General features: G+C 70.8%; 15 protein-coding genes, 1 pseudogene and 2 riboswitches. All 16 genes and pseudogenes read left to right on the top strand.

The genetic code is table 11. The features are described 5' to 3' along the window. Complete coding sequence (locus tag AC1D29_RS21125; RefSeq protein ID WP_477901070.1) at positions 1-1,836, top strand: GAF domain-containing protein; 1,836 nt, start codon at positions 1-3, stop codon at positions 1,834-1,836. Continuing rightward, positions 1,833-3,983, top strand: coding sequence for a PqqD family peptide modification chaperone (locus AC1D29_RS21130; RefSeq protein WP_477901072.1), 2,151 nt, complete (start codon positions 1,833-1,835; stop codon positions 3,981-3,983). Before AC1D29_RS21125 ends, AC1D29_RS21130 begins: the two co-directional genes overlap by 4 nt. Beyond that, positions 3,976-5,961 carry a preprotein translocase subunit SecA gene (locus AC1D29_RS21135; RefSeq protein WP_477901074.1) on the top strand — a complete coding sequence of 662 codons (1,986 nt, stop codon included), beginning with the start codon at positions 3,976-3,978 and terminating at the stop codon, positions 5,959-5,961. The genes AC1D29_RS21130 and AC1D29_RS21135 overlap by 8 nt, the downstream gene beginning before the upstream one ends. Next, on the top strand, positions 5,958-6,764 hold the full coding sequence (locus AC1D29_RS21140) for an efflux RND transporter periplasmic adaptor subunit (protein ID WP_477901076.1): 807 nt from the start codon (positions 5,958-5,960) through the stop codon (positions 6,762-6,764). Before AC1D29_RS21135 ends, AC1D29_RS21140 begins: the two co-directional genes overlap by 4 nt. Before the next feature lie 184 nt (positions 6,765-6,948). Then, positions 6,949-7,818: a lysophospholipid acyltransferase family protein gene (locus AC1D29_RS21145; protein WP_477901078.1), complete on the top strand. Its 870-nt coding sequence runs from the start codon at positions 6,949-6,951 to the stop codon at positions 7,816-7,818. A gap of 17 nt (positions 7,819-7,835) precedes the next feature. Further along, the gene (locus AC1D29_RS21150) at positions 7,836-8,732 is read left to right on the top strand and encodes an aspartyl/asparaginyl beta-hydroxylase domain-containing protein (RefSeq protein ID WP_477901108.1); all 897 of its coding nucleotides are present in this window, start codon (positions 7,836-7,838) and stop codon (positions 8,730-8,732) included. 4 nt (positions 8,733-8,736) lie between these two features. Then, the gene (locus AC1D29_RS21155) at positions 8,737-11,334 is read left to right on the top strand and encodes an ATP-binding protein (protein WP_477901080.1); all 2,598 of its coding nucleotides are present in this window, start codon (positions 8,737-8,739) and stop codon (positions 11,332-11,334) included. A 64-nt stretch (positions 11,335-11,398) separates the two neighbouring features. Then, positions 11,399-14,677 carry an amidohydrolase family protein gene (locus AC1D29_RS21160; RefSeq protein WP_477901082.1) on the top strand — a complete coding sequence of 1,093 codons (3,279 nt, stop codon included), beginning with the start codon at positions 11,399-11,401 and terminating at the stop codon, positions 14,675-14,677. A gap of 111 nt (positions 14,678-14,788) precedes the next feature. Further along, positions 14,789-15,322 carry a DUF5675 family protein gene (locus AC1D29_RS21165; protein WP_477901084.1) on the top strand — a complete coding sequence of 178 codons (534 nt, stop codon included), beginning with the start codon at positions 14,789-14,791 and terminating at the stop codon, positions 15,320-15,322. A gap of 22 nt (positions 15,323-15,344) precedes the next feature. Further along, positions 15,345-15,443: riboswitch (glycine riboswitch) on the top strand. Between the two features lie 20 nt (positions 15,444-15,463). After that, positions 15,464-15,578: riboswitch (glycine riboswitch) on the top strand. Between the two features lie 27 nt (positions 15,579-15,605). Beyond that, entirely contained in the window at positions 15,606-16,718 is a 1,113-nt protein-coding gene (gene gcvT, locus AC1D29_RS21170) for a glycine cleavage system aminomethyltransferase GcvT (RefSeq protein WP_477901086.1), read from the top strand. 19 nt (positions 16,719-16,737) lie between these two features. Then, complete coding sequence (gene gcvH, locus AC1D29_RS21175) at positions 16,738-17,112, top strand: glycine cleavage system protein GcvH (RefSeq protein WP_477901088.1); 375 nt, start codon at positions 16,738-16,740, stop codon at positions 17,110-17,112. Positions 17,113-17,145: 33 nt separating this feature from the next. Continuing rightward, positions 17,146-20,034: an aminomethyl-transferring glycine dehydrogenase gene (gene gcvP, locus AC1D29_RS21180; protein WP_477901090.1), complete on the top strand. Its 2,889-nt coding sequence runs from the start codon at positions 17,146-17,148 to the stop codon at positions 20,032-20,034. Positions 20,035-20,290: 256 nt separating this feature from the next. Further along, the gene (locus AC1D29_RS21185) at positions 20,291-21,679 is read left to right on the top strand and encodes an L-serine ammonia-lyase (protein WP_477901092.1); all 1,389 of its coding nucleotides are present in this window, start codon (positions 20,291-20,293) and stop codon (positions 21,677-21,679) included. Positions 21,680-21,695: 16 nt separating this feature from the next. Next, positions 21,696-22,493, top strand: a complete 798-nt coding sequence (locus AC1D29_RS21190; protein WP_477901094.1) for an NRDE family protein — start codon at positions 21,696-21,698, stop codon at positions 22,491-22,493. A 31-nt stretch (positions 22,494-22,524) separates the two neighbouring features. Further along, on the top strand, positions 22,525-23,406 hold the full coding sequence (locus tag AC1D29_RS21195; protein ID WP_477901096.1) for a polysaccharide deacetylase family protein: 882 nt from the start codon (positions 22,525-22,527) through the stop codon (positions 23,404-23,406). Positions 23,407-23,429: 23 nt separating this feature from the next. Next, a pseudogene (locus tag AC1D29_RS21200) lies at positions 23,430-24,500 on the top strand (hypothetical protein); the annotation flags it as partial.

A 24,500-nucleotide genomic window follows, 5' to 3' on the forward strand; every position in this document is an offset into this window, starting at 1 on the left:
ATGTCCACCCTCCCGCCCCAGACCACGCACACCGCCCTGCCCGCCGACGCCTGGCAAGCCCTGGCCCTGGCCCGCACCGGCGACCAGCTCGCCCAGGCGTGGCTGGCCGTGCTGTGCCGCGCACTGCTGCGCGCGCCCGCCGGCCTGGTGCTGATGGCCCAGCCCGACGGCGCCTACGCGCCCGTGGCCGTCGAGCCGCCGGGCCGTGAGCTGGCCTACCTGGCCGACATCGCCACCGAAGCGCTGCGCCAGCGCGCTGGCGTGCTGCGCCACACCGAGGCCGGCGCCGCGCTGCTGGCCTACCCGTTGACCCAGGGCGACCAGCTGTCCGGCGCCGTCGTGCTGGACCTGGGGCCCGCCGACGCGGCCGCCGCCGAGCGCGCCCGCCAGCTGACGCACTGGGGTGCCGGTTGGCTGCTGGACCTGATGCGCCAGCTGGACCAGGCCCGCGTGAACGCCGGCGCCCGCCAGGCCCGCGTGCTGCTGGACACCGTGCTGGCGCTGCAGGCCGAACCGGGCCTGCGCGAGGCCGCGCTGGCGCTGGTGCACACGGTCGGCCGCGAGCTGGGCTGCCACCAGGTGCAGCTGGCGCTGGCCGACGGCAAGACGCTGCGCCGCCAGGCCGTCTCGCACGCCGCCGTGTCCGACGACCGCAGCCAGCAGGCGCAGGCCGCGCTGCAGGCCATGCACGAGGCCTTCGACCAGGGCCAGCGCCTGCTGTGGCCCGCGCCGGCACCGGTCGAGGGCGTCGCGGACCTGGCCGTCACGGCCGGCCATGCGCGCTACGCCCACGAGGCCGGGGCCCAGGCGCTGTGCAGCCTGCCACTGGTGGCCGCGCACGAGACGGTGGGCGTGCTGCTGCTGGAACGCGACCGGCCGTTCACGGGCGACGAGGTCGAGCTGCTGGACACGCTGGCGCCGGCCATCGGCCCGCTGCTGCTGCTGCAGCGCGATGCCGGCCAGGGCGCGGCCGGGCGGCTGCTGCGCTCGACCCGCCGCGGCCTGGGGCGGGTCACAGACACCTCGCACCCCGCCCTCAAGCTGGGCCTCGGCACCGCCGCGCTGTTGCTGCTGTTGCTGGCCATCGTGCCCGTGCCCTATCACGTGACGGCCTCCGCCGTCGTCGAGGGCGCCCAGCAGCGCGCCGCCGTCGCGCCGTTCGAAGGCTATGTGCGCGAAGCGCCCGCCCGCGCGGGCGACACGGTCAAGACCGGCCAGCTGCTGGCGCGACTGGAGGACAAGGACCTGCTGCTGGAGAAGAACCGCTGGGAGTCCGAGCTGGAGGTGGCGCAGCGCAAGGAGCGCGAGGCCATGGCGCGCAACAGTCGCGTCGACCAGCGCCTGGCCGCTGCCCAGGCCAACCAGGCCCGCGCGCAGCTGGACCTGGCAAGCTCCAAGCTGGAGCGCGTGGCCATCACGGCGCCGTTCGACGGCATCGTCGTCAAGGGCGACCTGTCGCAGCAACTGGGCTCGCCGGTCGAGCAGGGCAAGGTGCTGTTCGAGATCGCGCCGCTGAACACCTGGCGCGTCATCCTGAAGGTCGACGAGCGCGACATCGGCCACGTGCAGCCGGGCGCCGCGGGCACGCTGGTGCTGGCCAGCCTGCCGGGGCAGCGCTGGCCGTTCAAGGTCAAGAAGATCACGCCGGTGTCCGTGCCCGAGGACGGCCGCAACCAGTTCCGCGTCGAGGCCGAGCTGGGTGGCCAGACGCCCCAGCTCAGTCCCAACATGGAGGGCGTCGGCAAGGTGGACGCCGGCACGGCGAGCCTGCTGTGGGCGTGGACCCACCCGCTGCTGGACTGGGCACGGCTGGCGTGGTGGAAGGTGCTGCCGTGAGCTCACGCGCATTGCTGGCGCCCTACTGGTTCCGCGTCGCGGGTCTTCGCCCGCGGCTGCGCAGCCATGTGCGCCTGCACCGCCACGAGTACCGCGGCGAGGTCTGGCATGTGTTCGAGGACCGCGCCAGCGGCCGGCATCACCGCTTCAACGCCCAGGCCTGGGGCGTCATCGGCCTGCTGGACGGGCGGCGCAGCCTGGACGACATCTGGACGCTGCTGACCCGCGAGGTGACCGACACCACGCCCACGCAGGCCGACATCGTCAAGCTGCTGGGCCAGCTGCACGCGGCCGACCTGCTGCTGGGCGACGTGACGCCGGACACGGCCGAGCTGTTCGAGCGCCGCGACAAGCATGAGCGCCGCAAATGGATGGGGCGCCTGGCCAACCCGATCTCCATGCGCTTCCCGCTGCTGGACCCGGACCGGCTGCTGGGCCGGCTGGCGCGCGCGCTGCGGCCGCTGGGCGGGCGCACGCTAATGTTTGCCTGGCTGGCCGTCGTGCTGCCGGCCGTGCTGCTGCTGCCGTCGCACTGGCGCGAGCTGACGCACAACTTCAGCGACCAGTGGCTGGCCTCGGGCCATCTGCTGATGCTGGCCGTGCTGTTCCCGCTGGTGAAGATCGCCCACGAGCTGGGCCATGGCCTGGCCTGCAAATGGCATGGCGGCGAGGTGCACGAGGCCGGCGTCATGCTGCTGGCCTTCTACCCGGTGCCCTATGTGGACGTCAGCAACTCGTCGGCCTTCGCCGGCAAGTGGCAGCGCGCGCTGGTCGGCGCGGCCGGCATGGGCGCGGAGCTGTTCATCGCCGCGCTGGCCTTCTATGCCTGGCTGATGCTGGAGCCCGGCATCGCCCGCGGCATCGCCCACGGCGTGGCCGTGCTGGCCAGCGTGACGACGCTGTTCTTCAACGCCAACCCGCTGCTGCGCTACGACGGCTACTACATCCTCGGCGACCTGATCGAGGTTCCGAACCTGGGCCAGCGCGCCCGCCAGTACTGGCTGCAGCGCATCGAGCAGCGCGTCTTCGGCGTCGTGCCGGACGAGCCCATGGCCGTCACGCCCGGCGAGCGGCGCTGGTTCCTGGGCTACCAGCCGCTGGCGGCCGTCTACCGGCTGACGGTGTCGCTGGGCATCGCGCTGTTCGTGGCGCAGCACTTCTTCTTCATCGGCGTGGCGCTGGCCGCCTTCAGCCTGGGCCAGGGCGTCCTCTGGCCGCTCGTAAAGGGCGTGCATGCGCTGCTGACGGCGCCGCGCTTCGCCGCCCGCGGCCGGCGCGTGAAGCGCGTGCTGGCGGCCAGCGTCACCGTCGCGGGGCTGCTGCTGTTCGTGCTGCCGCTGCCGTATCACACGCAGGCCGAGGGCGTGCTGTGGCTGCCCGAGCGCGCCATCGTGCGTGCGTCCACCGCCGGCTTCGCGCAGCGCGTGCTGGCCCAGCCCGGCCAGGTGCTGAGCGCCGGCCAGGCCATCGTCGACACGGTGGAGCCGGCGCTGGACGCCCGGCTGCAGGCCCAGGCCGCCAAGGTCGAGGAGACCGAAGCCCAGGTGGACGCCGCCTGGGTGACGTCGCAGGCGCGCGCGCAACAGCTGCTCAAGGAGCTGGACCGCGAGCGCGCCGCGCTGACCCGGCTGCAGGACGAGGCCGCCCAGCTGACGCTGCGCGCGGGCGCCGCCGGCACGCTGCTGATGGACCACGGCGCCGACCTGCCGGGCCGCTGGCTGCGCAAGGGCGAGGTGGTGGGCTATCTGCGCACGGGCGACGCGCCATTGGTGCGCGTCGTCGTGCCGCAGTCGGACGTCGACGCCGTGCGCCTGTCCACCGACGGCGTGGAGGTGCGGCTGCCGCAGCGCATGGCGTCCATCTGGCCCGCCACGCTGATGCGCAGCGTGCCGTCGGCCAGCCGCCAGCTGCCCAGCGCGGTGCTGGGCAGCCAGGGCGGCGGCCAGTTCATGACCGACCCGCAGGACGAGCAAGGGCTGCGCACGCTGGAGTCGGTGTTTGAGTTCGAGCTGCAGCTGCCGGCCGAGGTGCCGCACGAGTTCCTCGGCAGCCGCGTGCACGTGCGCTTCGAGCACCCGGCCGAACCCATCGGCCTGCGCGCCTGGCGATCGCTGCGCCGGGCCTTCCTGTCCACGCTGCATGTCTAGCGCGCTGCGACTGGCCCGCACGGCCTTCCCCGAACGCGAGGACAAGCCGCCCTCGTCGGCCGATGCCTGGGCACTGGGCCTGTTGAGCAGCCTGCGCCGCCGGCTGGCGCCGCCCTCGGCCCGCGAGGTCGCGCGCCTGGCCGCCCTGCTGGCCGAGCAAGGCCCGCGGCTGCGCGCGCTGGACGACGCCGCGCTGCTGGCCCATTTGCGCAGGATCGCGCCGGCCGCCGTGCGCGAGCTGCGCCGGCCCGAGCTGCGCGAGGCGCTGGTCGCCACCGCCGAGCTGGCACGCCGCGCGCTGGGCCTGCTGCCCTACCCCACGCAGCTGTTCGGCGCGATGACGCTGCTGCGCGGCCAACTGGCCGAGATGCAGACCGGCGAGGGCAAAACGCTGACCGCGGGCCTGGCCGCCTGCCTGGCCGGCGTGGCGAGGCTGCCGGTGCACGTGGTGACCTGCAACGACTACCTGGCCGGCCGCGACGCCGACAAGAACCGCGCACTCTTCAACCTGGCCGGCTTGAGCGTGGGCGTCGTGGCGCACGGCGTGGAGCGCGAGGACCGCGTGCGCGCCTATGCCTGCGACATCACCTACTGCACGAACAAGGAGCTGGTGTTCGACTACCTGCGCGACCGCGTCGCGCTGGGCGGCCGCACCAGCGCCGCCCAGCTGCGCGCACGCCGGCTGGTGGCCGGCCCGCACGGCGGGCCTGCCGCACCGGCGCTGCGCGGCCTGCATTTCGCCATCGTCGACGAGGCCGACAGCATCTTCATCGACGAGGCACGCACACCGCTGATCCTGGCCGTGCAGGCCGGCGACGTGGAGCATGCCGAGTCGCACGCGCAGGCGCTGGCGCTGGTGGCAGCCTTTGAGCGCGATATGCATTACCGCATCGACGCCGCGCGCCGCGAGCTGGCGCTGACCGACGCCGGCCGCGAGGCGCTGGCCCGGGCGGCGGCCGGCCTGGGCGGGCCCTGGGCCGCGGCCCACCAGCGCGAGCACCTGGGCACGCAGGCGCTGCGGGCGCTGTACATGTTCCTGCGCGACGAGCAATACCTGGTCGATGCCGAGGGCAAGGTGCAGATCATCGACGAGTACACCGGCCGCGTGCTGCCGGGCCGCACGTGGGAGGAAGGCCTGCACCAGATGATCGAGGCCAAGGAAGGCGTCGAGCTGAGCCCCCGCACGACGACGCAGGCCCGCATCACCTACCAGCGCTTCTTCTGTCGCTACCTGCGCCTGTCGGGCATGACCGGCACGGCGCGCGAGATGGCGAGCGAGTTCGCATCGGTCTTCCACCTCGCCACTGTCGCCGTCCCGACGCACCGCGCCAGCGCGCGCGTCAGCCTGCCGCCCAGGCTGCTGCCCGACGAGGTCGCCAAGTGGGCGGCCGTGGCCGACTTCGTCGCCGAGCGCCACCGCACCGGCCAGCCGGTGCTGGTCGGCACACGCTCGGTGGCGTCCTCCGAGCGGCTGGGCGCGCTGCTGGAGGCCCGCGGCCTGCCGCACCGCGTGCTGAACGCACGCCAGGACGCGCTGGAGGCGGCCATCGTCGGCGAGGCCGGCCAGCGCGGCGCCATCACGGTGGCCACCAACATGGCCGGCCGCGGCACCGACATCGCGCTGGGCGACGGCGTGCACGAGCTGGGCGGCCTGTGCGTGGTGCTGACCGAGTACCACGAGTCGCCGCGCATCGACCGCCAGCTGGTCGGCCGTTGCGGCCGCCAGGGCGACCCCGGCACCGCCATCGCCATCGTCGCGCTGGACGACGAACTACTGCGCCAGCACGGCGGCGCCGAGGCCGGCCTGCTGCGCTGGGCGCAGGCCTCCGGCGGCGCCGGCTTGCAGCGGCTGCTGCAGCGCACGCGCGCTGCCGCGCAAGGGCGTGCCGAGCGCATGCACGCCCGCACCAGGCGCGAGACGATGCGCCAGGACCACCAACTCGACCGCATAACCGCCTTCTCCGGCGACCCGACATGACTGCCAAGCTTTCTCTCCTCCCCCTGCTGATCTGCACCGCGCCCGCCTGGAGCGCCGAGCCCGGCTACACCTGCCTGATCGAACCCATGCAGCGCGTCGAGCTGCGCAGCGCCGTCGAGGGCCGCATCGACGCCATCCACGCCGAGCGCGGCATGGAGGTCAAGAAGGGCCAGGTGCTGGTGGAGCTGGACACGGCCGTCGAGCGCGCCGCGCTGGAGGGCGCCAAGTTCCGCGCCGTCATGCAGGGCCAGCTCAAGAGCGCCGACAGCCGGCTGTCGGCCGCCAAGGACAAGTTCCAGCGCCGCGACGCGCTGGTCAAGGAGCGCTACATCGCCACGCAGGACCGCGACGATTCGTTCGCCGAGATGCGCGTGGCCGAGGGCAACCTGGTCGAGGCCCAGGACAACCAGCGCCTGGCCGCGCTGGAGCAGCGCCGCCTCAGCGAGACCGTCGAGCAGCGCCGGCTGCGCAGCCCCATCAGCGGCGTCGTCACCGAGCGGCTGCAGTCGGTCGGCGAGGTGGCGCAGGCCGGCGAGAGCGCCAAGCCGGTACTGCGCCTGGCGCAGACTGACCCGCTGCGCGTGGAGGTGGTGCTGCCGGTGGGCATGTACGGCAAGGTCAAGCGCGGCGACAAGGCCAGCGTCGACGCCGAGGCGCCGCTGACCGGTCGCTACACGGCCAGTGTCACCATCGTCGACCGCGTCGTCGACGCCGCCAGCGGCACCTTCGGCGTGCGGCTGGAGCTGCCCAACCCCAAGGGCGAAATCCCGGCCGGCATCAAGTGCCGGGCGCGGTTCCAGTAACGCTAGCGCGACGTCCACGGCCGAGGTGAGCGGCCGGAACCGACTGTTACTCTCTCGTTTGTCGTCGACGCTGCCCGGCAGCACGGACTAGAACGCCTGGCTCAGGCCGTTGATTTCAAATGAGATTCCTGCAAAAACAAGAGGGCCCGCGCCGGTCGCATGGGTCGCCCCAGGGAGCGCGCCGGTGGGCCTGAGGCTGCTGGTCGGCCTGGTCTGGCTGCTCAGCTGGCTGCCGTTTCGAGCGCTGTCGGCGCTGGGCTGGCTGGTCGGCAGCCTGATTGCGGCGCTGCCGTCGTCGCGCCGGCACATCGGTGACGTGAACCTGAAGCTGTGCCTGCCGGACTGGACGCCGGCCGAGCGCCGTCGCCTGCTGCGCCGGCATTTCGTGGCCATGGTGCAGATGCTGCTGGAGTACGGCTACTGCTGGTTCGCGTCGCCCGAGCGGCTGCGCCGGCTGATGCGCATCGAGGGCATCGAGCACCTGCGCGCACTGGACGGGCGGCCGGTCATCCTGATGATGCCGCACTTCACCGGGCTGGACCTGGCGGGGCTGCGCATCTCGCTGGAGACGCCCGTCGTCAGCATCTACTCCAAGCAGAAGGACCCCTGGCTGGACGCCTTCTTCCGCGCCCGGCGGCTGCGCCTGGGCACGGGCATCATCTTCTCGCGCCAACAGGGCACGCGGCCCACGCTGCGCGCGCTGAAGGACGGCTACCGCCTGTACTACCTGCCCGACCAGGACTTCGGCCACCGCGACTCCGTGTTCGTGCCCTTCTTCGGCGTACCGGCGGCCACCATCGGCGGGCTGTCGCGCATGGCCGCCGTCACCAAGGCGGCCGTGCTGCCCTGCTACCCGAGGCGCGAGGCCGATGGCTACACGCTGGTCATCGAGCCGGCGCTGGACGGTTTCCCGACCGACGACGTCGTCGCCGACGCCACGCGCATGAACGCTGTGATCGAAGCGCAGGCGCGGCGACAATTGCATCAGTACTTCTGGCTGCACAAGCGCTTCAAGTCGCGCCCGCCCGGCGAGGCCGACTTCTACGCACGATGACTCACGACATTCCCTACATCAAGCTCGCCATCGTCGCGATCTTCATCGCCAGCACGGTCTACGTGCATTTCCGAGGTCGTGTCCGCCTGCGCTTCTGGCGCCAGCTGACGGATCACTCGACCTTCATGGCGCCGATCAACTGCCTGATGTACCTGTTCTCCAAGCTGCCGGCCAAGCCCTACCTGCCGGTCAGCGAGTTCAAGGAACTCAAGCTGCTGGAGGACCACTGGCAAGACATCCGCGCCGAAGCCTACAAGCTGGCCGAGGCCGGCGAGATCAAGAAGTCCGACAAGTACAACGACGCCGGCTTCAACAGCTTCTTCAAGACCGGCTGGACGCGTTTTCACCTGAAGTGGTACGACGAGGCGCATTCGTCCGCGCGCGAGCTGTGCCCGGTGACGACCGAGCTGCTGCAGCGCATCCCGACCGTGAAGGCCGCGATGTTTGCCGCGCTGCCGCCGGGTGGCCGCCTGGTCACGCATCGCGACCCCTTCGCCGGTTCGCTGCGCTACCACCTGGGCCTGGTCACACCCAACGCCGACAGCTGCTACATCTCGGTGGACGGCGAGCGCTACTTCTGGCGCGACGGCGAGGGCGTCATCTTCGACGAGACCTACCTGCACTACGCCGAGAACCAGTCGGACATGATGCGCATCATCCTGTTCTGCGACATCGAGCGGCCGCTGAACAACCCGGTGGCGCGCTGGTTCAACCACTTCATCAGCCACACGCTGATCCGTGCCGCGTCGGCGCCCAACTCGGACACCGACCGCACCGGCGGCATCAACAAGCTGTTTGCCTACGTGCAGCAGGTGCGCATGTTCGGCAAGCGCATCAAGGCCAGGAGCCGCTTTGCCTACTACGGGCTGCAGTGGCTGATCTTCGGCGGCCTGTTCCTGTGGTGGATCCTCTGAGCCCATGCTGCGGCTGCGCCTGCTCGGCGGTTTCGAGATCGAGCGGGCCGGCCGTGTCGAGCTGACGCGGCTGCCCAGCCGGGCCGCCACGCTGCTGCTGGCCCGCCTGGCGCTGGCGCCCAGGCGCCAGCATCCGCGCGAGGAACTGGTTGAGCTGCTGTGGCCCGGCGTGGAACTGGACGTGGGCCGCAACCGGCTGCGCCAGACCTTGTCCACGCTGCGCGCGCTGCTGGAAACGGACGAGGCGCCCCTCTTCAACGCCGACCGCCAGCAAGTCTCGCTGCTGCCCGGCGCGCTGGCCAGCGACGTGCAGGAGTTCGAGGCGACTCGTGCCGCGCACCACTACGGTGGTGAGTTGCTGCCCGGCCATTTCGACGACTGGGTGGTGCAGGAACGCCACCGCTTTGCCGCGCTGGCTGAGGCCTTGCCCGCGCACGCGCCGGTGTCGGCGTCAACGCCCGTCGCACCGACCCCGCCCGCCCTGCCCTCGTTCGTGACCAGCCTGCCGCGTTATCTGACGCGCTATTTCGCGCCACCCGGCCGGCTTGAGGCGCTGGCTGCGCAACTGCCCCAGCTGCGCCTGCTGACGCTGATCGGCCCGGGCGGCGTGGGCAAGACGCGGCTGGCGGTGGAACTCGCCTGGCTGCAGTTCCGCGAGCTGGACTGGAGCTGCGGCATGGCCGCGCTGGCCGAGGTGCGCGACGAAGCCGGCCTCGTGGCCGCGCTGGAGCGCGCGCTGACGGTCACGCGCGGCGGCGGCTGGCCCGCCATCGAGGCCGCGCTGCAGGAGCCCGCCGGCCTGCGCCTGCTGGTGCTGGACAACGCCGAACAAGCCATCGGCATCGTCGCGCTGGCCGTGCAGCGGTTGCTGGCGGCGGCGCCGACGCTGTGCCTGCTGGTCACGTCCCGGCACGCGCTGGAACTGGACGGCGAAACGCTGGTCGACGTGGCGCCCCTTGCCGGTGCTGAAGATGCGGCGCAGGACACCGCGCTGGCCCTCTTCATCGACCGCGCCCGCGCCGCGCGCGCCGACTTCCACGCCAGCCGTGACAACCAGGCGGCGCTGACCGAGCTGATCCGCGAACTGGAGGGCCTGCCGCTGGCGCTGGAGCTGGCCGCTGCCCGCGTGCGCAGCTTCTCGCCGGCGCAGATGCTGGCGCAGTGGCGCGGCCAGGACACGCCGTCCGGTGCTGGATCCGGCGCCCTCCCCGCCTGGCTGGCCAGTCCCACCCGCGCGCCCCGCCATGCGTCGGTGGCCGGCCTGCTGGACTGGAGCCTGGCGCTGCTGGGCCCCGAGCCACGCGCGCTGCTGCAGCGCCTGGCCGCCCTGCCCGGCGCCTTCGCCTGGGCCGACGTGGCAGACCTGGACGGCACGCCCGCCCTGCTGAACGAGCTGACCGGGCACTCGCTGATCCAGGCCGGCGGCGACGCCGAACCGCGCTACCGCATGCTGGAGCTGCTGCGCCGTGGCGTGCTCGCCCGCGTCGAGCCGGCGCAGCAACGTCAGGCGCGTTGCACGCTGCGCGCCTCGCTGTGCGACTGGGCCGCATCGCTGGGCCTGCAGGCGCCCATCAACGACTGGGGGCCGCGGCGTGAGCAGGCCCGTGCGCTGATCAGCAGCGCGGCCGACGATGGCGACGCCTCCACCGGGCTGCGCCTGGCGCTGGCCATGCGCCCCTGCTGGGAAAGCGATGGCGTGGACCGCACGCTGGTCGACCAGCTGGGCCTGCTGCTGCAACTGGCGCCGCCGTCGTCGGCCGGCCATGAGCTGCGCGCCCACCTGGCGTTCACGCATGGCGACCGTGCGCTCGCGCTGGCCGAGGCCGAGCGCGCGTTGCAGCTCGCCGGCGCCGACCCGGCCGCGCGCGCGCCGGCCCTGGTGCGCCGCGCCTGGGTGCTGCTGGCCGGCGACAACCGCGAGCAAGGCCAGACCCGCCCGCTCGAAGAGGCCGTGGCGCTGGCCCGCCGCGTCGGCGACGTGACCACCGAGGCGCGCGCCTGGCAGCAGTTGGCGGCCATCGCGGTATCGCGCGGCCAGCCCGCGCAGGCCGAGGCCTTGTACGCGCGTGCCCAGGACCTGTGGGAGGCGGTGGGCCACTCGCGCCAGGCCGCGGCGCGGCTGCGCAATCGCGCGCAGTGCCTGATCCAGCTGGGCGACGTCGCGACAGCCGTGGCCTGGATCAGCGCCTGCCAGCGCATGGCGGAGGCAGACGGCGATGGCGTGGGCCAGCTCGACGCGGCTTACTCGCTGGCCATGGCCCACGAATCGCGGCGCGACTGGCCCGCCGCGCTGGCCGCCGCACGCCAGGCCTTGCGCATCGCCCATGCGCGCCAGCACCTGCATGCGCGGGCACTGACGCTGCAGCTCTTTCCCCGCCCGCTGGCCAGGCTGCGCGACCCTGTGCGCGCGCTGCAGCTGGCGGCCTTTGCCGAGCAGTACTGGCAGCGCCACCTGGGGGCACTGGGCACGCGCGAGGCGCGGGCACTGGCCCGCGTGCGCCGCCTGGCCGGCGCCCAGCTCGGCCGCGAACGCACGGTCGCGGCCTGGGCCTCGGGACAAACCCTGAACTTGAGCGAAGCCCTGGCCCTGGCGGGGGCGTGACGAACGGGGGGCGAGTCTTGCGTCGCTAGCATCGAAGGTTTTGGTCTTCCCAACACCTGCCTCCATGCCCCGTCTGAACGCCGCCCCCGCCCTGCTGCTGGCCGCAGCCCTGGCCGCGAACGCGCAAGAAGCTCCCAAGGACGCCACCAAGGAAGCGCCCAAGCCGGCGCCCTGGAACGTCAACGCCCCGCCCGGCGTGGCCAAGACGGCCAACATCGACGTGAAGACCGGCACCTGGCTGAGCGTGGACGTCAGCCCCGATGGCAAGACCCTCGTCTTCGACCTGCTGGGCGACCTCTACACGCTGCCCATCGCCGGCGGCGAGGCCAAGCCGCTGACCCACTCGATTGCCTGGGAGTACCAGGCGCGCTTCTCGCCGGACGGCAAGCAGATCGCCTTCCTCAGCGACGCGGGCGGCGGTGACAACATCTGGGTCATGAACGCGGACGGCAGCGGCGCGCGCGCCGTGACCAAGGAAGACTTCAGGCTGCTGAACAACCCTGTCTGGCACCCCAACGGCAAGTACCTGCTGGCGCGCAAGCACTACACCGGCACGCGCAGCGCGGGCTCGGGCGAGATCTGGCTGTTCCACGTCGACGGTGACGCCGCCAAGAACAAGGGCGTGCAGCTCAACGAGAAGCCGAACTGGCAGAAGGACCTGGGCGAGCCGGCCGTGTCGCCCGATGGCAAGTACCTGTACTACTCGCAGGACACGACGCCCGGCCGCGTGTTCGAGTACAACAAGGACAGCAACGGCGAGATCTACAAGATCTTCCGCCAGGACCTGAGCGACGGCAGCGTCGAGGCCTTCGTGCAAGGCCCTGGCGGCGCCGTGCGGCCCACGCCGTCACCGGATGGCAAGTACCTGGCCTTCGTGCGCCGCGTGCGCAACCAGAGCACGCTGTTCCTGAAGGACCTGGCCACCGGCGTCGAGCGCCCGGCCTGGAGCGGCCTGTCGCGCGACCTGCAGGAAATCTGGGCGATGTGGGGCGTGTACCCCAGCTTCGCGTGGATGCCGGGAGCTAAGGAAATCGTCGTCTGGGCCGAGGGCAAGATCTGGCGCGTGGACCCGTTCAAGGGCACGGCCGCCGAGATCCCCTTCCACGTCAAGGACACGCGCGAGCTGCGCGAGCCGATGCGCTTTGCACAGGACGTCGCGCCGAGCAAGTTCGCCGTGCATCAGCTGCGCGGCGCCCAGGTGTCGCCGGATGGCAAGCGCGTCGTCTACTCGGCGCTGGGCTCGCTGTACGTGAAGGACTTGCCCGACGGCACACCGCGCCGGCTGACCCGGCAGGACGAGGCCTTCGAGTTCGCGCCGAACTGGTCGCGCGACGGCAAAAGCCTGGTCTACGCGACCTGGCGTGACGACACGCAGGGCACGGTACGCCGCCTGGACGTCGCCTCGGGCAAGGAGACGGTCGTCGTCAAGGAACCCGGCAAGTACCTGGAGCCGCGTCTGTCACCCGACGGCAAGCAGGTCGTCTACCGCAAGGTCAAGGGCGGCGGCCTGACCAGCCCCTGGTACAGCCTGGAGACCGGCCTGTACCTGGCCGCGGCCGATGGCTCGGGCAAGCCCGAGCGCATCAGCAAGGAAGGCAGCGGCGCGCAGTTCGGCGCGAAGAGCGACGAGCTGTTCTTCACGAAGACCAGCAGCACCAGCGAGGTCGAGCAGCGCTTCGCGCTGACACGCCTGAACCTGCGTGACCGCACGGAAACCGAGGTGGCGCGCAGCGACGCGGCGGCCGAGTACAGCGTGTCGCCGGACGGCCAGTGGCTGGGCTTCGTCGAGCGCTATCACGCCTATGTGATGCCGCTGCCGAGCGTGCAAGGCCAGTCGGGCAAGACCATCACCGTGGGCGCCAAGATGGACGCGCTGCCGGTGCGCCAGCTGGACGTGAACGCCGGTTCGGCGCTGCACTGGAGCGGTGACAGCAAGCGGCTGCACTTCGTGCTGGGCGACGAGCTGTTCACGGCCAATGCCGAAGGCAAGAGCACTGACAAGCAAAAGGCCACCAGCCAGAAGATCGGCTTCGAGCAGGCCAGCGACAAGCCCAGCGGCAAGATCGCGCTGACCGGCGCGCGCATCGTGACGATGAAGGGCGACGAGGTCATCGAGGGCGGCACGGTCGTCGTCGACGGCAACCGCATCGCGGCCATCGGCAAGGACATCGCCATTCCCGCCGACGCCAAGCGCATCGACGCCAGCGGCAAGACCATCGTGCCGGGCTTCATCGACGCGCACTGGCACGGCGCGATGAACGACTCGGGCCTGATCCCGCAGCAGAGCTGGGTCAACCTCGCGTCGCTGGCCTTCGGCGTGACGACGCTGCACGACCCGTCCAACCTCAGCGCGGCCATCTTCACGCAGGCCGAGATGCAGCGCGCCGGCCTCGTGCTGGGCCCGCGCATCTATTCGACCGGCACCATCCTGTACGGCGCGCGCACGCCGTTCTATTCCAACGTCAACAGCCTGGACGACGCACTGACCCACCTGAACCGCCAGAAGGCCGAGGGTGCGATCAGCGTGAAGAGCTACCAGCAACCCCGCCGCGACCAGCGCCAGCAGGTGCTGGAGGCCGCGCGCCAGACGGGCATGATGGTCGTGCCCGAGGGCGGCTCGCTGTTCCAGCTGAACATGAGCATGGTCGTCGACGGCCACACCACCGTCGAGCACGCGCTGCCGCTGGCCGAGGTCTGGGACGACGTCAAGCAGCTGTGGAGCCAGAACGCCGTCGGCTACACGCCCACGCTGAACGTCGGCTACGGTGGCCTGGACGGCGAGCACTACTGGTACGCCCGCACGGACGTCTGGAAGCATCCGCTGCTGAGCCGCTATGTGCCGCGCACCGTGCTGGAACCGCGCTCGGTGCGCCGCGAGACCGCACCCGAGGAGGACTTCAACATCATCCGCGTGGCCCGCACCGCGACGGCGCTGTCACGTGCGGGCGTCAACACCTCCATCGGTGCCCATGGCCAGCGCGAAGGGCTGGGCGCGCACTGGGAGATGTGGATGTTCGTGCTGGGCGGCATGACGCCGCACGAGGCGCTGCGCACGGCCACCATCAACCCGGCACGCAACTTCGGCTTCGACAAGGACCTGGGCTCGCTGGAACCCGGCAAGCTGGCCGACCTGGTCGTCATCGACGGCAACCCGCTGGCCGACATCCGGCAGACCGACCGCATCGCGCAAGTCATGCAGAACGGCCGCCTGTTCGACGCGGCGACGATGAACCAGGTCGCACCGGTGGCCAAGGCCCGCAAACCGCTGTTCTTCGAAGGCGCCGACGGCAAGACCATGCCGATCGACGGCGAGGCCCTGGAGTCCGGCCACCTCGGCGACTGAGCCCGGGACTGAAGCGGGCCGGCCCGTCCCCAAGCGTGAGGGTGCTGGCGTTCGCGCGGCTGCCCATACTCGGGCAGCCGCCAGCGTCGGCGGCGTCAGCCAGGAGCCCGCATGCAGATCCAGGTCTTCCGCCAGGCGTCCAGCGCCCGCAGCACCCTTGGCGAGATGCACATCGACGGCCAGTTTGAGTGCTTCACGCTGGAGGACGTCGTGCGCCCGGTCAAGGTCAAGGGCATGACGGCCATCCCGGCCGGCAGCTACGAAGTCATCATCAGCTTCTCCGAGCGCTTCAAGCGCCTGCTGCCGCTGCTGCTCAACGTGCCCAACTTCGACGGCGTGCGCATCCATGCGGGCAACACCGATGCCGACACCGAAGGCTGCCTGCTGGTCGGCCAGACCCAGTCCGCGGACTTCATCGGCAAGAGCCGCGCCGCCTTCGACCAACTGTTCGCCAAGCTGCAAGCTGCGTCGGCCCGCGAGAAGATCTTCATCGAGATCGTTGCGCTGGGCGCTCCCGCGACTGCCGCACCGGTCACCGCCAGGCCCCCCGTGCGGGTCGCCATGACCCGGCCGCTCACCAGGAAGGCCGCGCCGGTCAAGGCTGCCAAGCCTGCCAGCGGCAAGAAGAAGGGCAAATCCAACTGAGCGGCGCATGGCACGTCTAGAATATCGGCTGTCAGGAGAGCGCCCCGGTGCAGTTGGGGGCCGCCGAAGGCGCAGGGTCCTTGTGATCCGAACGCTCAGGCAGAAGGACTGACAAAACGCCGTCCGTGGCAGACACTGGCGGCGTTCCTCACTGGAGAGAGGCCGGCCCCTGAGCCGGTCCACCGAAGGGGCAAGCGAGCGCGGGACTGCACACCGCCTTGTCAATCTCTCAGGTACCAGGGACAGCGAGGACATCCACACCCCGAATCCGTCGGAGCCATTGATGTCCTCTTTGCTGCAAACACCTCTTCACGCCCTTCACGTCGAACTCGGCGCCAAGATGGTGCCCTTCGCCGGCTACGACATGCCGGTGCAGTACCCCGCTGGCGTGATGGCCGAGCACAAGCACACGCGCGCCGCCGCGGGCCTGTTCGATGTGTCGCACATGGGCCAGGTACGTTTGGTCGGCGCTGATGCCGCCGCAGCGCTCGAAACGCTGGTGCCGGTCGACATCGTCGACCTGGGCGTCTTCAAGCAGCGCTATGCCCTGTTCACGAACGAGCAAGGCGGCCTGCTGGACGACCTGATGGTCTGCAAGCGCCCCGACGACCTGTTCGTGGTCGTCAACGCCGGTTGCAAGGAGCAGGACATTGCCCACATGCAAAAGCACATCGGCTCGCGCTGCGAGGTCATTCCTGTCCCCGAGCGCGCGCTGCTGGCGCTGCAAGGCCCGCAGGCCGTGGACGTGCTGTCCCGCCTGAACCCCGAGGTCGCCCAACTGACCTTCATGACCGGCGGCTTCTTCAGCCTCGACGGCATTGACACCTTCCTGACCCGCTCGGGCTACACCGGCGAGGACGGCTACGAGATCTCCGTCCACCAGGACGACGCCGTCGCACTGGCGCGCAAGCTGCTGAGCCACGCCGAGGTCAAGCCCATCGGCCTGGGCGCGCGCGACTCGCTGCGCCTGGAAGCGGGCCTGTGCCTGTACGGCCACGACATCAACGAGACGACCACGCCGGTCGAAGCGTCCATCACCTGGGCCATCCAGAAGGTGCGCCGCGCCGGTGGTGCGCGTGCCGGTGGCTACCCGGGCGCCGCCGTCATCGACGAGCAGCTCGCCAACGGCGCCGCACGCAAGCGCGTGGGCCTGGTCGGCAAGGAGCGCATGCCCGTGCGCGAGGGCGCCAAGATCATCGATGCGAATGGCACCGAGATCGGCACCGTCACCAGTGGCACGCTCGGCCCGACCGTCAACCAGCCGGTGGCGCTGGCCTACCTCGACAAGGCCCACACCGCCGTTGGCACCGAAGTCTTTGCCGTCGTGCGCGACAAGCGCACGCCCATGGTTGTTTCTTCCACCCCCTTCACCCCCAACCGCTACTACCGCGGCTAATCCACTCGGAGCCTGAACGATGAGCATCAAGTACACCCCCGATCACGAATGGCTTGAAGTGCACGGCGACGGCACAGCCACGGTCGGCATCACCGTGCATGCGCAGGACGCGCTGGGCGACGTGGTCTTCGTGGACCTGCCCGAAGTCGGCAAGACCTTCGCCGAGAAGGACATCGCCGGCGTCGTCGAATCCGTCAAGGCCGCGGCCGACGTCTACATGCCCGTGGACGGCGAGATCACCGAGGTCAACGAAGCCCTGCGCGACGACCCGGCGCTGGCCAACACCGACCCGCTGAAGGCCGGCTGGTTCTTCAAGGTCAAGCTGAGCAACCCCGGCCAGCTCGACGCGTTGATGGACGCCACTGCCTACGACGCCCTGCTGAAGACGCTCTGATCCTCGCCCTGTAATTCCTCGAAGTAGACCGCCATGCCGACGCCGCTTTCTCAACTCGAAGACGCCTCCGAATTCCACGCCCGCCACATCGGGCCGGACGCCGTTGATGAATCCCTGATGTGCGCCGCTGTCGGCGTGGCCAGCCGCACCGCGCTGATCGACGCGGTCGTGCCCAAGTCCATCCGCCGCAGTGCGGGCATGAAGCTGCCCGCGCCCATCACAGAGGCGGGCGCGCTGGCTGAGCTGAAAGCCATCGCCAGCAAGAACAAGGTCTACAAGAGCTTCATCGGCCAGGGCTACTACGGCGTGCACACGCCGGGCGTCATCCTGCGCAACATCCTCGAGAACCCCGCCTGGTACACGGCCTACACGCCCTACCAGGCCGAGATCTCGCAGGGCCGCATGGAAGCCATCCTGAACTTCCAGACCATGGTGACCGACCTCACCGGCATGGACATCGCCAACGGCTCCATGCTGGACGAGGCCACCTCGGCGGCTGAAGCCGTCACGCTGGCCAAGCGCGGCGTGAAGAGCAAGAGCAACACGCTGATCGTCGCCGGCGACGTGCACCCGCAGACCATCGAAGTCATCCAGACGCGCTGCGCGCCGTTGGGGCTGGAGGTCAAGGTCGGCATGGCGCCCATGCTGATGGCCGAGAACGACTACTTCGCCGTCGTCTGCCAGTACCCCAGCACCACCGGCCTCATCCACGACCTGAAGGCCTTCGCCGACCAGGCGCACGCCAAGAACGCCGCCTTCATCGTCTGCACCGACCTGCTGGCGCTGACGCTGCTAGTCTCGCCCGGCGAGTTCGGCGCCGACATCGTCGCCGGCAACAGCCAGCGCTTCGGCATGCCCATGGGCGCCGGCGGCCCGCACGCCGCCTTCCTGGCCTGCAAGGACGAGTTCAAGCGCTCCATGCCCGGCCGTCTGGTCGGTGTGAGCAAGGACGCGCAAGGCCACCCGGCCATGCGCCTGGCGCTGCAGACCCGCGAGCAGCACATCCGCCGCGAGAAGGCCACCTCCAACATCTGCACGGCCCAGGTGCTGCCGGCCGTCGTGGCCAGCATGTACGCCGTCTACCATGGCCCGCAAGGCCTCAAGCGCATTGCCGAGCGCGTGGCCAGCTACACGGCCATCCTGCATGCGGGCCTGACGCGAATGGGCGTCAAGGTCGTCACGCCGCACGTGTTCGACACGCTGCTGGTCGAGTGCGAGCCCGGCCTCGTCATGACCAAGGCCGTGGCTGCGCAAGCCAACCTGCGCAGGATCAGCGACAAGCATGTCGGCATCGCGCTGGACGAGACGACGTCGCGCGCCGACATCGAAGCCATCTGGCGCTGGTTCGCGCCCGCCGGCGCCACCGTGCCGACCGTTGCCGAATTCGCTGCGGGCGTCGACAGCCTGATCCCGTCGCACCTGCGCCGCAGCAGCGCCTTCCTGACCCACCCGGTCTTCAACACCCACCACAGCGAAACCGAGATGCTGCGCTACATCCGCAGCCTGTCGGACAAGGACCTGGCGCTGGACCGCAGCATGATCCCGCTGGGCTCCTGCACGATGAAGCTCAACGCCACGGCCGAGATGATCCCCATCACGTGGCCCGAGTTCGCTGGCGTGCACCCGTTCGCGCCGCAGGACCAACTGGCCGGCTACACCGAGTTGGACCAGTTGCTGCAGAACTGGCTGACCGAGTGCACCGGCTACGCCGGCATCAGCCTGCAGCCCAACGCGGGCTCGCAGGGCGAGTACGCCGGCCTGCTGGCCATCAAGGCCTGGCATGAGTCGCGCGGCGACCATCAGCGCACGGTGTGCCTGATCCCCGAGTCGGCCCACGGCACCAATCCCGCGTCGGCCCAGATGGTCGGCATGACGGTCGTCGTGACCAAGTGCGACAAGGAAGGCAACATCGACCTCGTCGACCTGAAGGCCAAGTGCGAACAGCACGCCGCCAAGCTGGCCGCGATCATGATCACCTACCCCTCCACGTATGGCGTGTTCGACACACACGTGAAGGAGATCTGCGCGCTGGTGAAGGCCCACGGCGGCCGCGTCTACGTGGACGGCGCCAACATGAACGCGCTGGTCGGCATCGCCGCGCCGGGCGAGTTCGGTGGCGACGTGAGCCACCTGAACCTGCACAAGACCTTCTGCATCCCGCACGGCGGTGGCGGACCCGGCGTCGGCCCGGTCTGCGTGGTGGACGACCTCGTGCCCTTCCTGCCCGCGCACCGCACCGCCGGCCTGGGCAAGGCCACCAACATCGGCGCCGTGAGCGCGGCCCCGCTCGGCAACGCGGCCGTGCTGCCCATCTCGTGGATGTACATCCGCATGATGGGCGCCGAGGGGCTGAAGAAGGCGACCGAAGTGGCCATCCTGTCGGCCAACTACGTGGCGGCGCGCCTGTCGGACCACTACGACATCCACTTCTCCGGCGGCATCGACGGCGTCAAGGGTGGCGGCGTGGCCCACGAGTGCATCCTGGACCTGCGCCCGCTGAAGGACAGCTCCGGCGTCAGCGCCGAAGACGTGGCCAAGCGCCTCATCGACTACGGCTTCCACGCGCCGACGCTGAGCTTCCCCGTTGCCGGCACGCTGATGGTCGAGCCCACCGAGAGCGAGTCGCGCGCCGAACTGGACCGCTTCATCGACGCGATGATCCAGATCCGCCAGGAGATCGCCGACGTCGAAAGCGGCAAGGTCAGTCGCGAGGACAACCCGCTGGTCAACGCGCCGCACACCTCGATGGTGGTCAGCGCGACCGAGTGGACCCACGGCTACAGCCGCGAGGCCGCCGCCTTCCCGCTGCCCAGTCTGCGCCGCCAGAAGTACTGGTCGCCGGTGGGGCGCGTGGACAACGTGTGGGGCGACCGCAACCTGTTCTGCTCCTGCGTGCCGCTGTCCGAGTACGAAGAAGCCTGACGCGCAAGCTCATGCAATCACCTTGGTATCGGAAGCCGGGCCCGCAAATCGCACTTGGCCTTGCGCTTCTGATGCTGGTGGTTTTCGCCTGGTCCATGTCGGTGCCATCGCTCGAACAACGCTGCACAACAGCGTGTGAGGCGCAAGGCACGAAGGGGCAACTCACGCCCCGTTACCCCGCCACTCAGACCGCCGGCACTGGTGGCCGCGGTCCCAAAGAGTGCAAATGCGTTTGAATGCGCAAAGGCAATGAGTCATGGCCGTTTCAGTTTTCGACCTCTTCAAGATCGGCATTGGCCCGAGCAGCTCGCACACGGTCGGGCCGATGCGCGCCGCGCGGCTGTTCGGCCTGAGGCTGCAGCACGATGGCCTGCTGGACAAGGTGGCCCGCGTGCAGGTCGTCCTGTACGGCTCGCTGGGCGCGACCGGCAAGGGCCACGGCAGCGACAAGGCGGTGCTGCTGGGCCTGGCCGGGCATGAGCCCGACTCGGTCGATGTCGAGGCCATCCCGGCCCTGCTGGACGCGATCCGCGCGGGCGACCTGAACCTGGTCGGCCAGCACAAGGTGGCCTTCGACGAGTCCAAGGATCTCGTCTTCAAACGCCGCGAGACGCTGCCCTTCCATGCCAACGGCATGCGCTGCATCGCCTTCGACGCCGAAGGCAACGAGATCGCCAACCGCGTCTACTACTCCGTCGGCGGTGGCTTCGTCGTCAGCGACGAGGTCGCGGCCGACGGCAGCAAGCAGAAGGTCATCGCGCCCGACGTGACTGTGCTGCCCTACCCCTTCAAGTCCGGTGACGAACTGCTGGAGCAGACGAAGCGCCACGGCATCTCCATCGCCGAGCTGATGCGGCGCAACGAGTGCCACTGGCGCACCGAGGCCGAGATCGATGCCGGGCTGATGAAGATCTGGGGCGTCATGCAGGCCTGCGTCACGCGCGGCTGCAAGACCGAGGGCATCCTGCCCGGCGGCTTCAAGGTCAAGCGCCGCGCGGCCCAACTGCACCGCGACCTGACGGCCAACCCCGAAGCCGCGCTGCGCGACCCGCTGCAGGTGATGGACTGGGTCAACCTCTACGCGCTGGCCGTCAACGAGGAGAACGCTGCTGGCGGGCGCGTCGTCACGGCGCCCACCAACGGCGCGGCCGGCATCGTGCCGGCGGTGCTGCACTACTACACGCGCTTCGTTCACCATGCCACCGACCGCGGCGTCGTCGACTTCCTGCTCACGGCCGCGGCCATCGGCATCCTCTACAAGGAAAACGCGTCCATCAGCGGTGCCGAGGTGGGTTGCCAGGGCGAGGTGGGCGTGGCCTGCTCGATGGCCGCGGGCGCCTTGTGCGCTGTCATGGGCGGCACGCCCGAGCAGGTGGAGAACGCGGCCGAGATCGGCATGGAGCACCACCTGGGCCTGACCTGCGATCCGGTCGGCGGCCTGGTGCAGATCCCCTGCATCGAGCGCAACGCGATCGCGTCGGTGAAGGCCATCAACGCGGCGCGCATGGCACTGCGCGGCGACGGCACGCACTTCGTCAGCCTGGACAAGGTCATCAAGACGATGCGTGACACCGGTGCCGACATGATGACCAAGTACAAGGAAACGGCCCGCGGCGGCCTCGCCGTCAACATCGTGGAATGCTGAAGCCGAGGCAGCGGCCATGTGCCTCGCCGCGTTCGCACTGAACGCCCACCCACGCTTCCCGCTCGTCATCGCGGCCAACCGCGACGAATTCTTCGCCCGCGCCGCGGCGCCCCTGGCCTGGTGGCACGACCACCCCGACATCCTGGCCGGCCGCGACCTCAGCGCCGGCGGCACCTGGTTCGGCCTGACGCGCGCGGGGCGGCTGGCGCTGCTGACCAATGTGCGCGAGCCCGGTCGCCAGATCATCGACGCGCCCTCGCGCGGCGAGTTGGTCGTCGACTGGCTCACCAGCACGCAGGACGCGCCTGCATTTGCGGCCGGGCTGCAGCCAGGCTACAACGGCTTCAACCTGGTCACCGCCGATCTGGTGCAAGTGCGTTGGCACTGGATCAGCAACCGCGCCGATGCGCCGCTGCCGCTCGCAAACGGCATTCATGCGCTGTCCAACGCAGCGCTGGACACGCCCTGGCCCAAGACCACCGGCCTCAAGGCCGCGCTCGCCGACGCGCTGGACAATGCCACGTCAGCCGAGCAGCTGGCCAACGACCTGTTGGCGGCGCTGGCCGATGCGGTGCCCGCAGCCGACGCCGCGCTGCCCGACACCGGCGTGGGCCTGGCCCGCGAACGCCTGCTGTCGCCACGCTTCGTGCGCATCCCGGACCCGGCCCAGCCCGGGCTCGCGCTCTACGGCACGCGCTGCTCGACCGTGCTGGTCCGCAAGGCTGACGGCAGCACGCGGGTCAGCGAGCGCAGCGTGGGCGCCGACGGCCACTGGGCGGCAACCGTCACGCACGCCCTGCCCCACTGGCCTTGAGCGCAGCCCACCCCGGGCCAAAATGCCCGGTGTGAACATCCTTCGATCCTCCCTCGCCGCCTGTTGCATCGCGGCAGCGCTGCCCAGCGGCCACGCGCAAGCGCCAGCTGCCGAGCCGGCACCTGCCGCCAGCGCCCCGGGCCACGCCGACCACCCGCATCACCACGCGCTCGAGATGCGCGCCGCCCGCGCCCGCGGCCTGGCCGAGCAGATGAACCAGCCCGCCGAGGTGGTCAAGCAGAGGTGCCGTTTCGAGTCCGACATCGCCACGCACCCGCCACCCGGCGTCGTCAGCCTCAGCTTCGACGACGGCCCCGAGCCCGGTGCCACCGAGGCCATCCTCGCGCTGCTGGACAAGCACCAGATCACGGCGACCTTTTTCCTGATCGCAGGCAAGGTCCAGCGCCACCCCGATCTGGCGGCCGTGGTGAAGGCCCACCCGCGCGCGCTGGTCGGCAACCATTCCTGGTCTCACCCCAACTTCCACGACATCGCGCCAGGCAAGCAGGCCAGCGAGCTGGAGCGCAGCGACACGGCGCTGGCCGCACTGGAGGCGCCCAAACTGTTCCGCTACCCCTACGGCAATTCCAGCTGCGAGTCCAACGCCCAGCTGCAGCGACTGGGCTACCGCATCGTCGGCTGGCATGTGGACAGCTGCGACTGGGCCTTCGACAAGACCGGCAGCGTCGACGCCCACGAAGCCAAGATCTGCGGCGTGGACAAGGGCAACCGCGAGCACTTCGTCGACCACGTCGTCACGGCCGTCAAGGCCCGCAAGGGCGGCATCGTGCTGATGCACGAGATCCACCCCAACACGCTGGCGCAGCTGGACACGCTGATCGGCCGCCTGCTGGCCGAGGGCTTCACGTTTGCGCCGTTGACCGACGCCGGGTTCCAGGCCTCGCTGCGCTAGCTGCGCGACACAATTCGCCCGCCGTGAGTGCCACCGCCCTGCCCCAACGCCAGCCGCCTGACCCGCGCCAGCTGCAGCGCTGCCTGTTGCTGGCCGTGCTGCTGCATGTGTGGCTGGTGCTGATGTTCGGCAACGCCACCGGCACGGCAGCGCCGGGCCAGGGTGTCTGGGGCAGCCTCACCGTCAAGCTGCTGGGGCGCAGCGGCAGCGAGGCCGGCGCGCCGCCGGGTGAGGCGCAGCAGGCCCAGCGCACCGGGGGCTCGCAGGCACCCGGCGCTGCCGACCTGGGCCGCTGGAACCCTCGCGACGTGCCGCCCGACGCGGCGCGCACCGACGAGACGTCACCGGCGCCGCCCAGCACGGCCACGCTGAACCTGCCCGACGGCTTCCAGCCCGTGGAGCGCGAGGCGCTGGACACACCGCCGCCGCGCCGGCTGACGCCGAGCGAGTCGCCGGTGCTGCCGATGACGCCGGCCGAGCCGCTGAAAACCGCCCAACCCGCGCCGCTGCAAGCCCCGGCCCCCGAGCTGCCCGCCGCGATCGGCCGGCTGGAGACGCGGCCCGACGCCAGCGTCACGCCGCTGCCCGCGCCGGCCAGCCTGCGCACCCCCAGCCCCGCGACCGAGCTGCCTGCGCTGCCAACCGAGCTGCCCGCGCCCGTGCGCCGGCTGGAGGCCACGCCGCAGGGCAGCGTCACGCCACTGCCGCGCCCGGCCGAGCTGCGCACGCCCAGCATCGCAACGCCCACAGCCGTCGCTGCGCCCAGTGCCGAACTGCCGGCACCGGTGCGCCGCCTGGAGGCGGCCACCGACAGCGCCGTCGCGCCGCTGCAGCGCCCCACGGACCTGCGCGCACTCAGCGCCACGCCCACCGCGCCCGTCACGCCCAGCCCCGAACTGCCCGCCGCCGTGCGCCGCCTGGAGGCCCCCTCCGCCGAAGGGGCCGTGACCACACTGCCGCGCGCCGCCGAACTGCGCCCGGCCCCGGCCGCCGCGACGGCCGCCACCGCACCCAGCAGCCGCGACCTGCCCGCGCCGGTGCGCCGCCTGGAAGCTGCCGACGGCGGCGCCGCAGCCGCGGTCACGCCCATGCAG

Source organism: Roseateles sp. P1_C6 (genome assembly GCF_056406315.1).

Excerpts from the sequence above, each read along its gene's own strand:
- AC1D29_RS21125 (WP_477901070.1), top strand. The coding sequence starts at position 1 with ATGTCCACCCTCCCGCCCCAGACCACGCACACCGCCCTGCCCGCCGAC.
- AC1D29_RS21135 (WP_477901074.1), top strand. The coding sequence starts at position 3,976 with ATGTCTAGCGCGCTGCGACTGGCCCGCACGGCCTTCCCCGAACGCGAG.
- AC1D29_RS21140 (WP_477901076.1), top strand. The coding sequence starts at position 5,958 with ATGACTGCCAAGCTTTCTCTCCTCCCCCTGCTGATCTGCACCGCGCCC.
- AC1D29_RS21155 (WP_477901080.1), top strand. The coding sequence starts at position 8,737 with ATGCTGCGGCTGCGCCTGCTCGGCGGTTTCGAGATCGAGCGGGCCGGC.
- AC1D29_RS21160 (WP_477901082.1), top strand. The coding sequence starts at position 11,399 with ATGCCCCGTCTGAACGCCGCCCCCGCCCTGCTGCTGGCCGCAGCCCTG.
- AC1D29_RS21165 (WP_477901084.1), top strand. The coding sequence starts at position 14,789 with ATGCAGATCCAGGTCTTCCGCCAGGCGTCCAGCGCCCGCAGCACCCTT.
- gcvT (WP_477901086.1), top strand. The coding sequence starts at position 15,606 with ATGTCCTCTTTGCTGCAAACACCTCTTCACGCCCTTCACGTCGAACTC.
- gcvH (WP_477901088.1), top strand. The coding sequence starts at position 16,738 with ATGAGCATCAAGTACACCCCCGATCACGAATGGCTTGAAGTGCACGGC.
- gcvP (WP_477901090.1), top strand. The coding sequence starts at position 17,146 with ATGCCGACGCCGCTTTCTCAACTCGAAGACGCCTCCGAATTCCACGCC.
- AC1D29_RS21185 (WP_477901092.1), top strand. The coding sequence starts at position 20,291 with ATGGCCGTTTCAGTTTTCGACCTCTTCAAGATCGGCATTGGCCCGAGC.
- AC1D29_RS21190 (WP_477901094.1), top strand. The coding sequence starts at position 21,696 with ATGTGCCTCGCCGCGTTCGCACTGAACGCCCACCCACGCTTCCCGCTC.